The following is a 13,090-nucleotide window of genomic DNA, read 5'->3' as shown; positions in this document are numbered from 1 at the left end:
GAGAAACTAAAAAGAGGATGATCTTAAAGGCAAATTGAGACATCCTCTTGTGAAAGCTTGTTTGAGTTGTAAAGAAATCTATTTTTTCTGATTTAAATATTGTTTAGCTAACAACATTTTTACTTCATTGTAGCTTAAACCAGACTGACTATTTAATCGTTTCACTTCTTTTATGTCTGTACCGACCCTAGTATATCGTTTGTTTGTCATATTTTTTAACACCTCCAATAGATAAAAGGAATATCCGGAAATGAAAAGTAACATTTTGGTGCATACTATGGATAAAAGGAGGCGGTACCCATCTTTTACGGTAAAAAAGCTAAGGAAGAAGAAATTGAAACCATTCTCGTCGATACCGAGATATACTCTTGCATGGATGACGCTTGTATTGGTTGGATGAGAAAGGATTTTGTCGCTGATGACTTGCTTTGTCCTATGTGTGGTAATGAAATGTCACAAGAAATACGAGAGCTTCCAAAAATCTAAATAGGATTGAACAAAAGACTGTCATTTTTCTTGACAGTCTTTTATTCTTCAACGAAATCAAAAAAGTGATCATCATAGGCTTTTTGAGCAGCTTCGGAAGAAGAAAATATTGCGTCATCATCTTCAATTACATGAAAAGTGTCATTAAGAAATAAGGCTAGGGAATTTGGGTCTTTTGGATGTTGAACTAATTCAGCTGCTTGAACATTCGCAACGGAGGGCACATGTGGATTGCGGTATATTACAAATACTTCATCGCCTGGTTGGGCATTTGATATATCAATGATACTCATTTATAAAACCACCTTTATAGATTTTCATTTTTCTGACGGATCTCATCCCCGCTGATAATGGTGTTAGCCTCTTCGAGAAACTCATGCTCATCAACGGAATCTCCCGGAACATTTTTTTGATTTGGAAAAACTGCGCCATTATTAATCGTTATTTGCTGTTTCTTTGCAGCAGGTGTTAAATAATCTTCCTTTCTAACCATTAGAATCAACTCCTTACCTAAAGGTTTTACCTAAAGAAAAGTGATTATGCCTGCCTTTTTCTGCAAAAAAAAGATGCCTCAAACCTTTGAGACATCTTTTTATTGCTATTCTTCTCTTTTTGCCAAACAACGATCGCATTCCATTAAGTAGCTTTCTGCTTGTTCATCCATGTGCTGGCCACACTCTGGGCATTCCTTTTTAGGTAAGCTGCGGAAAAATTCAACGGGACTCATTAACATTTTAAAACTCCTCCTTTATTAATACAGTTTATTAATAACTCTCTTGTTATAGTACAGTATAAACAAAAAATAAAAAAATGTGTAGACTTTTTTTAAAAAAATTTTCACTTTTAAAAAAATAAGTCTTTTATCCCAAAAACCATTTTGTGTTTGCAGTGTTTAATAACATGAAGATTGAAAGAGGTGAAATAAAAATCTTACCAAATTTAGTTCTTCCATAAGCCACTATTTTACATTACAATCATAGTAGAAATATATTGCGGGACTTAGGGGGGGATGAAAGGTAATGAATACAATGCTGGGAATTTCTCATCCTTTTTTTATTATTATTGCCATTGGTTTAACCATCATGGCATCTTATACAGCGCTAGATATGTTCACCTTGATAAGGTCATCAAATCGAAATAAAAGACTACTGTTTCTTGGTGGGACATTATCAATGGGAATTGGGATATGGGTAATGAATTTTATGGCCCTTATTTCAGCTGATACAAGTCGATTTGCTAGCTATCATATTCCACTTACGATACTTTCTATCTTTATTGGAATCGCTTTTACTGGGATGGCATTCCTTTGGTTTTTTGGCAATAAGATTAGCTTTTATCATTTGCTTTTTGGCAGCTTATTTTTAACCTTTGCAGTAATTGCTATTCAAGTAATTGGATTATATGCCATGAATGAAAGTATTGAATATAACGTGGGGCTTCTGATCTTTTCTGGATTATTAATTTTTGGTTCCTTTTTATTTTCATTATGGATCCTTTTTTCTTCCAGTTACTCGAAGGGGCATCAAGTATGGTTAAAACCAATAAGTGCGATTATTATTTCTTCAGCAATAGCAGAAGGCCATTTTCTTTTAAAAAGAGCTGCTGTTACAACAAGTACTACAATAAATGGTACAGCGACAGATAGTCCTTTCTTTATTTATTTAGTCTTATTTGTATCCGTTCTTATAATTGGGGGACTAATTATTTCAAGTACCTTAATTAGTAGGCAATTAGCGACTACAGACACAAACCTGAAGGATATCACGGCTGCCCTTGATGCCTCAACTATAGTTGCGATTACAGACCCACACGGCACGATCATATTTGTAAATGATAAATTTGAGGAGATTTCAAAGTATCATAAGGAAGAAATTATTGGGAAAAATCATCGAATTCTTAATTCGGGATACCATTCAAAAGAGTTTTTTAAAGATTTATGGAAAACCATTCAATCTGGGCAGATTTGGCGTGGGGAAATTCGTAATAAAGCGAAAGATGGATCATTTTATTGGGTAGATACGACCATTGTTCCTTTCTTAAATAAGAAAGGAAGACCCGTACAGTATATTGCGATACGATCTGATATTTCAAATAGAAAAAAGGCTGAAGAGCATCTTAAAGAAATGATTAAAGAAAATAATGATATTAAATTTGCTTTAGACCAATCCTCAATCGTCGCGTTTACGGATGCAAGTGGAAAAATAACAAGCGTAAATGCTAAGTTTTGTGAAATATCTAAGTATAGTCGAGAAGAATTAATTGGAAAAGACCATCGTATTCTAAATTCGAAGTACCACTCTAAGGGATTTTTTAAAGAGCTTTGGAAAACCATTGGTTCTGGGGATGTGTGGAAGGGTGAACTGCGGAATAGAGCTAAGGATGGAACTTATTATTGGGTGGATACCACGATTGTTCCATTTTTAAACGAACATGGGAAGCCATATCAATACCTTGCTATTCGTAATGATATAACGGAACGGAAAAAGACGGAAGAGGTCCTTCATCGGCAAGATAAGCTTGCTGCAGTAGGACAACTGGCTGCCGGCGTGGCACATGAAATTCGTAATCCACTAACCTCTATGAAGGGATATGCAGAATTCTTGCAATTGGATGAAACTGATCCAGAACGAATGGAGTTTCTTAATATTATTCTTGATGAAATTGATCGGGTCAATGGTATTGTTGAGGATTTTATGGTGTTAGCAAAACCAAAGGCTGTTGAATTAGAAGAAAAGAATGTGGTGCCAGTAATTAGGGATGTTGTTTCCCTTTTGGAATTTGAAGCGAGGAAAAAGAATGTTCGCTTGTCATTTGATTGTAATCACGAAATTATCCAAATAGAATGTGACGAAAATCGGTTAAAACAAGTTTTTCTAAACTTTATTAAGAATGGAATAGAAGCCATGCCCAACGGTGGAGATTTACATGTTAAAACGATTATTCATGATAATAATGTACAAATTTCCATACAGGATTCAGGTGTAGGGATCCCTAAAGAAAAATTAAAAAAGCTGGGGGAGCCATTTTATACAACGAAGAAGAATGGTAATGGATTAGGTCTAATGGTAAGCTTCAAAATAATTGAAAGTCATAATGGCAAGGTGTTTGTTGAAAGTGAACCCAATAAAGGAACTACTTTTAATATTTTATTACCTGCAAAAATCGCTTAAAACGGGAGTACTTTCCCGTTTTTTTATTTTGTTGTTAAAAATAAACAAATTTTTCAAAAAAACATAACTATAATTGTAATTAATAGATTAATATGATGGTATAGGTATAAAAGTTAAAAATGGGGAGTGAAAAAAATGGGTGAACCAAATTTTGTGAAAACAATATGCGGCTACTGTGGTACTGGGTGTGGACTAGTCTTGGAAGTTCAGGATAACAAAATTAAGAAAATCCGCGGCGATAAAGAAGCACCAGTTAATAAAGGACAAACCTGTGTAAAAGGTGCATTTGCCTATGAATATGTCCATGCAAAAAATAGATTGACATCACCGCTTATTCGCAAAGCTGGTCAGTTAGTAGAGGCGACATGGGAAGAAGCTTATCAATTTATTGCGAAAAATTTATCGGAAATTAAAAATACTTGGGGCCCTAATGCAATTAGTATGTTTGCATGTGCCAGAAGTACAAATGAGTCAAATTTTATAACTCAAAAATTTATGAGGACAGTCATCCACAGCAACAATATTGATGGCTGTAACCGTACGTGACACGCACCGAGCGTTGCCGGTCTGGCAACTGTTTTTGGAAGCGGTTTCCCTACAAACACACTTGAAGATTTTGATAAGGCTGAAGTGCTGCTGCTGATGGGCTCAAATACGACAGAGGCACATCCAATTATCGCAAATAGAATGAAAAAGGCAGTTAAATCAGGACTTAAGATCATTGTAATTGACCCAAGGAAAATTGATATGGTAAAAGTAGCTCATCGCCATTTACAAATCAATGTGGGTTCAGATATTGCTCTAATTAATGCATTTATTCATGTCATCTTAAAAGAAGGTTTGTACAACCCAGAATTCATTGAGCAATTTACGATTGATTTTGATCGCTTAGTAAAACAAGTTGAGCTTTATACACCAGAGTTTGCAGCAAAAATTACTGGTCTGAAAGCAGAAGATATTATCGCCACTGCAAGAGAGTATGCAAAATCAAGCGGCTCAATGATTGCTTATACACTTGGAATAACTGAGCATCATTGCGGCGTAAACAATGTTTTTGATATCGCGAATTTAGCCTTATTAACTGGAAATATTGGGAAATCAGGTACTGGAATCATGCCGCTCCGAGGACAAAATAATGTCCAAGGTGCTGGGGACATGGGCTGTTTGCCGAACCAGTTGGCTGGAGCAATGAGCCTAGCAAACGAGGAGTATAGAGCCCGTTATGAAAAGGAATGGAAGGTGGAGTTAAATCCCCAAGCAGGAGATACCCAAACTCGGACCTTTGATCGATTGGAGATGGGAGAATTAAAAGCCCTTTATGTAATTGGTGAAAATCCACTGCTTGCAGACGTGAATATGAACCATACGAAAACATTGTTTGACAAACTGGATTTATTAATTGTCCAAGACATTTTTCTAACCGATACCGCCAAAATCGCTGATGTAGTATTGCCAGCTCGTTCTTGGGGGGAAGTGGATGGAACATATACGAATACAGACCGAAGAGTTCAACGAGTTAGAAAAGCGATTGAGGGTCACCCTAATACGAAAGAAGACTGGGAAATTCTTTGTGAGCTGTCGACACTAATGGGCTATCCAATGCACTATAACAGCAGTGAAGAAATTTGGGATGAAGTTAGAAAGCTTGCTTGGGAGATGTATGGTGGTATTTCTTATGCGCGCCTAGAAACTGAATACAGCATCCATTACCCATGCCCAGATGAAAATCACCCTGGAACATTGATTATGCATGAAAGGTTCCATAATCAGCAGCCAGTCGTGAAAAAGTCTCCTTTTGTACCAGTTGATTATACAGAACCATTAGAATTGCCTGATGCAGAGTATCCTTTTACATTAACCACTGGTCGGCGCTATGAGTCATATAATACACATTCCCAGACACGTCATTATGCGGCAGGAGTGAAAGTGAAACAAACAGAGGAAACGGTTGATATTCACCCTACAGATGCCCTTGCACTTGGTATAGATGATGGTGAAGTGGTTCAGGTTCGTTCTCGTCGAGGTGAGCTTCTTGTGAAAGCGAAAGTAACCGAACAAGTAGTTCCAGGTCTTGTTTTTATGAGTTTTCACTGGAGTGAAACACCGACAAATGTGTTGACATTAAATGAATATGACCCAATCTCAGGAACTGCTGAATATAAAGCCTGTGCAGTTACAATTTCGAAGGTTGGATAAACATAGTGTTAAGAATAGTGCAGAATAACCACTGCACTTTTTTTGTTTAAAAAAACATCTCTCATAAACGATAAGCTTGTTTATAGATTGAATTTTCAGTTGCTTAGAAATATTATCGTAATATAATTGCCATGCTTGTAAACGAATTAACATACCCCTGTTCTTTGTTTCAAAAAAATCCATGTTATCATTGGTACAGTTAGCTGCGAAAGAACATGGGAGGTTAGAAAATGATCAAAAAAATTAAAGCATTCATTTTAGTAGCTGCACTCTCAGGAACTGTAGGTGCTAATGTCCATGCGGCAGAGTTAACCGTGAAAAATGGTGACACTCTTTGGGATATATCAAAAGAAAATAATATATCTGTAGAAGATATTCAAAAATGGAATCATCTTTCCACTGATCTCATCCATCCAGGAGATGTAATAACAATTGCAACAGAAAAACATTATACTGTTGTACAAGATGATACACTTTGGGATGTTGCGGTAAAATTTCAAGTCTCCGTTAATCAATTAAAAGAATGGAATAAATTAAATACAGATCTTATTCATCCTGGGTTAAATCTTGTTATTTATGATGAACTAACAGATAATGTTAGAAATACAGAATCAAGAACGGTATCCCAAAATACTAATGCTGATAAAAACACGAATGTTTCTCTTGAAACCTCTTCAAAATCTGAAACGACGCAAAAGGAAATGAACATTTCAAAAGTAAATGAAGCTGCTAACAATGCTGTCGTCGAAACAGGAAATGAAGCAGATCAACCAAAAGAAATAACCGTAAAGGCGACTGCTTATACTGCTTCATGTGAAGGATGTTCTGGCACAACCGCTATTGGTGTGAACTTACATGCTAACCCAGATGCAAAGGTTATTGCTGTGGATCCGTCAGTCATTCCACTTGGAAGTAAAGTATATGTGGAAGGATATGGTGAAGCAATTGCTGCTGATACAGGTGGAGCAATTAAAGGAAATCGAATTGATGTATTTATCCCAGCTGAAAAAGATGCCCTTAATTGGGGTAACAAACAAGTGAATGTGAAAATATTAAATTAATAAAAAAACTGCCTATTGTAAGGCAGTAAGGCTGTCGAGAAACTCTCGACAGCCTTTATTTTATTTAGAATCTTTAACAATTCACCGCGTTAATTTGTTATATTATTATTAAATAGACTATTCGACATGTCTGTTGATTGGCGCTCCAGGCACTTCGCTTTCCGCGGGCGTGCCGGGGAGCCTCCTCGGCGCAAGCGCCTGTGGGGTCTCCCCCTGCCCCGTACTCCCGCAGGAGTCTTCGTGCCTTCCGCGCCAATCAACAGGTGTTATTATTAAGACGAGCAGTTCAACCAATTATTTATAAAAATAAGTGGTGATATCAATGTTTAAACCAAAGAGTTTAGCCAAAGTGAATATAAATTAATAAGCAGGAAATGTTCTGTTATCTTGATCATCGGACTACAGACATGAAGTTCAATATTATTACTGATGTCTATGTTACTCCCGGTAATGTTCAAGATTCCGTGCCTTACCTGAATCGATTGGACCGTCAGGTCCAACGGTTTGGTTTTAAGGTAGAAGCTGTTGCGTTAGATTCGGGCTATCTCACTAATCCTATTTGTAAAGGACTTTTTGATCGTAATATATTTATATTTGGAGTTATTGCCCATAGAAGATTCCATCCTACTACCGGCCTATTCTCTGAATGAAAATTTACATATGACAAAGAACGGGATTTTTACATTTGCCCTAATAACCAAGAATTACCCTACAAGACAACAACCCGAGAGGGTTATAGAGAATACAAATCTGATTCTAAAAAATGTGAAAGCTGTCCACTTTTATCCCCATGCACATGTTCAAAAAATAAGGATAAAGGTGTTACACGCCATGTATGGGCGGAGTACAAGGAAAAGGTAAGAGTAAATCGCTTATCTAAATCAGGAAAAGAGCTATATAAATTTAGAAAGGAAAAAATTGAGCGAAGCTTCGCAGACTCAAAAGAGCTGCACGGCCTTCGCTAATGCCGGTTACGGGGTATAAAATAAACAAATGAGCAGGCTCTTCTTACCGCAGCTTGCCAGAACATGAAAAAGATTGCGACACACTTATTCAGACTGGAAAAGGTGTGTGGTAATCCTTTTGGTTGATTAATCTCATTTTAATTGGAGCGGAAGGTGCGAAGACTCCTGCGGGAGTACGGGACAGGGGAGATCCCGCAGGCGTGGAACGCGCCGAGGAGGCTTCCCGAACCGCCCGCGGAAAGCGAATCACCTGGAGCGGAAATCAACAGGCCCCTTAGCAGGGGCAATTTTTAATAATATCGGCAATTCAAATTCTAATAAAATAAGAAAATTGCCGAGGAATATACCCTCGACAATCTGACTGCCTAATTGTAAGGCAGTTTTTTATGTTGAAATAATGAGATTAACTAGCTTGTTTTACCAAATCTCTTGAAACAACTGCTTTTCTTTGATAGAAAAACCAGTTAAGACCAAGTGAGATTATATAGAAACCAATAAAGAAGTAGAATGCTGTAACAGGCGTACCAGTTGCTTTAACAGACCAACCAAAAAGCTTTGGAATGAAGAAAGAACCATAGGCTGCGAAAGCCGCTGAAAATCCGATGACTGGTGCTGCTTCTTTAGGGATAAATAGATTAGGAATCATTTGGAATGTGGATCCAGAGCCAATTCCTGATGCTAGAAAAAGAACTAAGAATGAAATTAAGAATCCTGAAAATTGTCTATCAGTTAAGAAGTAGATTACTCCTGATGCACCAATTCCCATTATGATTAATACATAGGCAGTTACTTTTGCGCCGCCAAGTTTATCGGCCATCCAACCGCCTACTGGCCTTGCAGCAGCGGCCACTAATGCACCAAGGAAAGCCAGGGATAGATGTTCAGGAAATTGCGATTTTAATAATAGCGGGAAAGCCGCTGAGTATCCAATAAAAGAGCCGAAAGTTGCAACATATAGTACTGTCATAATCCATGTATGCTTGCGTTTTACGATCACAAATTGATCTGCTATAGACTGCTTTGCACCTGGAACATTATCCATTTTAAATAATGCTAGTAGTGTCATAATAACAATAGGGATAACCCATATAAAGGCTGCATTTTGTAACCAAACTGATTGACCATTAGATAATACTTGTTTATCGCCAACTAACGCGAAAGTGCCGGATGTGATGATTAATGGAGTCACAAACTGTACTACGGAAACTCCCATGTTTCCTAATCCGCCATTAATTCCAAGTGCTGTTCCTTTTTCTTTTTTTGGAAAGAAAAAGCTTATATTTGCTGAAGACGATGAAAAGTTACCACCGCCAAGACCACAAAGTGCTGCTAATAAAAGCATAATTGAAAATGGGGTTTCAGGGTTTTGAACAGCAAATCCTATCCCAATTGCAGGAATTGCCAAGATTGCTGTGGAAATAACGGTCCAGTTCTTTCCGCCCATCGCCCCCACTGCGAAGGTATAAACAAATCTTAATGTTGCTCCGACAAGACCTGGGATAGCGGCAAGTGTAAATAGTTGTTCTTCTGTAAAATGGAAGCCTATGTCGTTAAGTCTTACGGCAACCACAGACCAAATTTGCCAAACGATAAATGCTAGCATAAGTGATGGTACGGAGATCCATAAATTCCTACGTGCATGTTTTTTTCCTTCTGCATTCCAGAATTTTTCATCTTCTGGGTTCCAGTAATTAAGTCGAGACATGATTTTTTCCCCCTCTGTTTCCTATTTGAATTTTATTAAATCAGGATTTTTTTGAATGTGTTCCTTGTGTGATTACTATAAAACACATGCAAACATTATTTTTGTGACGTACGTCACAAAAATAGTGAAGGAAATGTGAACTCTGTTGCTTAGACAAAAAGTTGTAATAATTATCACAGGTAATCACAAAAAAGAGACCTTCATGTATGAAGGTCCCTGGTTTGCATGGTATTTTTCTTTGCATATTTTCTTTCTTCGTAGAAAATGCCTACATAGTTTTTCGTTTCTCCTGTATCATCTTTAATAACGGTAATGGTTAACCATTCTTTATAAATCTCATTATTTTTCCTTTTGTTCCAAATGTAACCTTCCCAAAATCCTTTCGTTAAAATGCTATGCCACATTTTTTTATAAAATTCATTATCATGCTCACCTGATTGAAGAACACTAGGAGTCTTTCCAACTACATCGTCGAGGTTGTAACCAGTAATTTTAGTAAAGGCAGGATTAACGTTTTGTATAATTCCATTTGTATCTGTTACACAAATTCCGTCTATAACTATATTAACAATCTTTGCGGAAATTTCGAGCTTATCTTGGTAATATAGCCAAACAACAAGAACCAGACTTGCAAGGGAAAATTCAGATAAGGTCATGAAACCAATTGTATAATGTCCTGTCCAATTAAACAAAATCGTTAAAATAATGGGCGGGAAAAAACCACCAAGACCTCCCAGTGCTGCAACAATCCCATTGACAATACCTGCTTGTTTCGAAAAATATAAAGGAACAAGCTTAAAGACAGCTCCATTACCTATCCCAGCAAAAATGGCAACTATTAAACAGCCAAAAGAGTATATCGGCAGAGAAGGTGTAAAAGATAAGAGAAAGCCTGCAAAGGTTAAACTAAAAAAGACTATCATTAAGATTAGGTAGGGATTAATTTTGTCGCTAATCCATCCCCCGATTGGTCTAAAAAAGGTAGCAAGCGCGATAAAACCTGCTGTCCGTAAACCGGCATCAACCTTATCCAGTTCAAAATGATTTACTAAAAATGACGGTAAATAGATGGTAAAGGCAACAAATGCACCAAAGGTGATGAAATAAAATAAACTAAAAAACCAGAGCTTAGGTTTCTTATATACTTCTTTAATTTGATCTGACAACGAATGGCTGATCTTTTCTTCTTTTTTATCTCCTAAAAAAAGATTAATTATCGCAAAAATCAGCATAATAATAAGAAAAATCCTTACAGTAGTTCTCCAACCCAATTCATTTGCTAATACAGGCGCAGAAAAGGAGGTTAGGGCTGTTCCAATATTACCTGCTCCATAAATTCCATTAATAAATCCATGCTTTGCTTTTTGAAAATATTTTGGCAGGGAAGTAACCCCAATAGAAAAAACAGCTCCGCCAATACCTAGTAAAAGTCCCCCGATGATTAGCATGAACAAAGTATTTGCGTAGCTTATGATAGCAATTGGGAGCAGTAATAAAGTAAAGCTAATAGAAAATAAAATTCGAGCCCCAAACCTGTTGGTCCAATAGCCAATCGGTACTCTTAATATGGATCCAAGGATAACTGGCACAGCTGTAGCCCAGGCAATTTCCGTAGAAGATAAAGAGATATCATCCTTAATAAAAGGCATAAGTGAAGAAATAAGCACCCAAACCATAAAACCTGCCACAAGGCTTCCGGATTGAATAATAAGTTGTTTTGTTCCAAGTTTCATTTTTCATCCCCCATGTATCCACTTTTTCCTCATTATTTTTCTTTAATCAACTATAATATATTTAGATGGTGAATCCAGTCATACAGAAAAATTTTCATTAGTATTATAGAACACTTTTCACTTTAAAACAGTGAGGTAAGACACAAGAAAAAGAAACTATTTACATATTTTAAACGGAGTAGTATATTTTTCCTTTAATAAGTATTTTATCATTCCATAATTTATATATAGAAAAAATTCTTGCTAATAAAAAATAAGTTAGGATGGAAAAATATGCGGCTAAAAAAGAAAATACTTGATCCCCCAAAGATACTTGTTATCGGATTTGCTTCTATTATTATTATAGGTGCTATTTTATTAACCCTGCCTCTTTCAACAACAAATGGTCAAGGGTTGTCATTTTTGAATGCACTCTTTACAGCTACATCTGCCACTTGTGTAACAGGGCTGGTTGTTGTGGATACTGGGACTACATTTACGTTATTTGGACAATTAGTTATTTTAATAATGATTCAAGTTGGAGGACTTGGATTTATGACATTTGCAACTCTATTTGCATTTTTATTAGGAAAAAAGATATCTCTGAAAGAAAGAATATTGTTACAAGAATCCCTTAATAATCTTTCAATGGAAGGGATTGTCAGATTAGCAAAACGAATTTTAATCTTTACTTTTGTTATCGAATTTGTTGGTGCATTGTTTTTGTCAATCCGTTTTTCCTTTGATATGGCCCTTGGTAAGGCCGTTTATTATGGTATCTTTCATTCTATATCTAATTTTAACAATGCAGGTTTTGATTTAATGGGTGAATTTCATAGTTTAACAAGCTATGTCGACGATCCGACCGTGACGCTAACGATCTGTTCGTTAATTATCTTAGGCGGAATTGGCTTTATTGTTATGAATGAACTTTATGAATATCGAAACTCTAAACGTTTATCGTTGCATACAAAAATTGTCTTAGTGACAAGTGCAATCTTAGTGGCAGTCGGAACGATTGGTATTTTTGCCTTAGAATATTCAAATAGCCTGACACTAAAACCACTAACAATCTCAGGTAAAATCCTTAGCTCATTATTTCAATCGGTCACTGCCAGAACAGCAGGGGCTAATACAGTAAATATTGGGGATTTAACTCAATCTTCCTTATTACTAATTATTCTTCTTATGTTTGTAGGTGCTTCTCCTGGTTCAACTGGAGGCGGGATTAAAACTACTACTTTTTCAACTCTGTTAGGGGCGGTATGGTCACAGATAAGGGGAAAAGAGGATGTCATATTTTATCGTCAGCGGATTGAATATGAGACAATTTATAAGGCGTTAACCGTAACTTTTAGTGGATTGTTTCTCGTCATGTTCATAACCCTAGTCTTAACGATTTCAGAACATGGGCAAGATTTTTTAACCATTTTATTTGAGGCGACATCAGCTTTTGCAACTGTCGGTCTGTCGATGGGTTTGACACCTGAATTAACTCCCTTTGGCAAGTCATTAATTATTTTTACAATGTTTGCGGGAAGGGTTGGACCGTTAACTATTGCATTTGCTGTAACAATGCGAAGAAATCCTGATGCATTCCGATATCCAAAAGGAAAAATTATGATTGGGTAGTTTATTCTTGAATAATAATACATCCATAAAAAACTCTCCGGCGATGTTTGACCGAGAGTTTTTTATATAATCGGGGAGCTAAAAGTAGATTGAGTCTGTTTTTAGAAGCTTAACAGCACTATTGTGGTATGGTTAACGTAAAGAAATTACTATATCTGTTAGG

General features: G+C 36.6%; 11 protein-coding genes and 1 pseudogene. 6 read left to right on the top strand and 6 right to left on the bottom strand.

The annotated features are described in order from the left end of the window. Positions 1–78 precede the first annotated feature (78 nt). Complete coding sequence (locus AC3ANL_RS16080) at positions 79–210, bottom strand: hypothetical protein (protein ID WP_488325425.1); 132 nt, start codon at positions 208–210, stop codon at positions 79–81. 90 nt (positions 211–300) lie between these two features. On the opposite strand from AC3ANL_RS16080, the gene AC3ANL_RS16075 reads away from it, so the two are divergent. Then, positions 301–486 carry a cold-inducible protein YdjO-related protein gene (locus AC3ANL_RS16075; RefSeq protein ID WP_488329745.1) on the top strand — a complete coding sequence of 62 codons (186 nt, stop codon included), beginning with the start codon at positions 301–303 and terminating at the stop codon, positions 484–486. A 41-nt stretch (positions 487–527) separates the two neighbouring features. On the opposite strand, the gene AC3ANL_RS16070 is transcribed toward AC3ANL_RS16075, so the two are convergent. The 3 genes from AC3ANL_RS16070 to yhfH all read right to left on the bottom strand — a co-directional run bounded on the left by AC3ANL_RS16070 (position 528) and on the right by yhfH (position 1,219). Continuing rightward, positions 528–779, bottom strand: coding sequence for a transcriptional regulator SplA domain-containing protein (locus AC3ANL_RS16070; protein WP_488325424.1), 252 nt, complete (start codon positions 777–779; stop codon positions 528–530). Positions 780–793: 14 nt separating this feature from the next. After that, positions 794–979, bottom strand: coding sequence for a hypothetical protein (locus AC3ANL_RS16065; RefSeq protein WP_488325423.1), 186 nt, complete (start codon positions 977–979; stop codon positions 794–796). A 105-nt stretch (positions 980–1,084) separates the two neighbouring features. Beyond that, positions 1,085–1,219 carry a protein YhfH gene (yhfH, locus tag AC3ANL_RS16060; protein WP_488325422.1) on the bottom strand — a complete coding sequence of 45 codons (135 nt, stop codon included), beginning with the start codon at positions 1,217–1,219 and terminating at the stop codon, positions 1,085–1,087. Positions 1,220–1,505: 286 nt separating this feature from the next. On the opposite strand from yhfH, the gene AC3ANL_RS16055 reads away from it, so the two are divergent. The 4 genes and pseudogenes from AC3ANL_RS16055 to AC3ANL_RS16040 all read left to right on the top strand — a co-directional run. Next, positions 1,506–3,656: a PAS domain S-box protein gene (locus tag AC3ANL_RS16055; protein ID WP_488325421.1), complete on the top strand. Its 2,151-nt coding sequence runs from the start codon at positions 1,506–1,508 to the stop codon at positions 3,654–3,656. Positions 3,657–3,791: 135 nt separating this feature from the next. Then, positions 3,792–5,852, top strand: coding sequence for a formate dehydrogenase subunit alpha (fdhF, locus tag AC3ANL_RS16050; RefSeq protein ID WP_488325420.1), 2,061 nt, complete (start codon positions 3,792–3,794; stop codon positions 5,850–5,852). A gap of 230 nt (positions 5,853–6,082) precedes the next feature. After that, positions 6,083–6,913 (top strand): 3D domain-containing protein, encoded by an 831-nt coding sequence (locus tag AC3ANL_RS16045; RefSeq protein WP_488325419.1) that lies wholly within the window; start codon positions 6,083–6,085, stop codon positions 6,911–6,913. A gap of 362 nt (positions 6,914–7,275) precedes the next feature. Continuing rightward, positions 7,276–8,004 (top strand): annotated as a pseudogene (locus AC3ANL_RS16040) (transposase); the annotation flags it as partial. Positions 8,005–8,281: 277 nt separating this feature from the next. Here the strand turns inward: AC3ANL_RS16040 and AC3ANL_RS16035 are convergent. Both AC3ANL_RS16035 and AC3ANL_RS16030 read right to left on the bottom strand, forming a co-directional pair. After that, positions 8,282–9,583 (bottom strand): NarK family nitrate/nitrite MFS transporter, encoded by a 1,302-nt coding sequence (locus AC3ANL_RS16035; RefSeq protein WP_488325418.1) that lies wholly within the window; start codon positions 9,581–9,583, stop codon positions 8,282–8,284. A gap of 200 nt (positions 9,584–9,783) precedes the next feature. Continuing rightward, positions 9,784–11,316 carry an MFS transporter gene (locus AC3ANL_RS16030; protein WP_488325417.1) on the bottom strand — a complete coding sequence of 511 codons (1,533 nt, stop codon included), beginning with the start codon at positions 11,314–11,316 and terminating at the stop codon, positions 9,784–9,786. A 273-nt stretch (positions 11,317–11,589) separates the two neighbouring features. Between AC3ANL_RS16030 and AC3ANL_RS16025 the strand changes: the two genes are divergently transcribed. Beyond that, entirely contained in the window at positions 11,590–12,927 is a 1,338-nt protein-coding gene (locus tag AC3ANL_RS16025; RefSeq protein WP_488325416.1) for a TrkH family potassium uptake protein, read from the top strand. The last annotated feature ends 163 nt before the right edge of the window (positions 12,928–13,090 follow it).

It is taken from the genome of Neobacillus sp. DHD-1R (assembly GCF_057747995.1).
The sequence above is the reverse complement of the archived record's forward strand: the minus strand, read 5'-3'. Positions and strand labels throughout refer to the sequence as shown.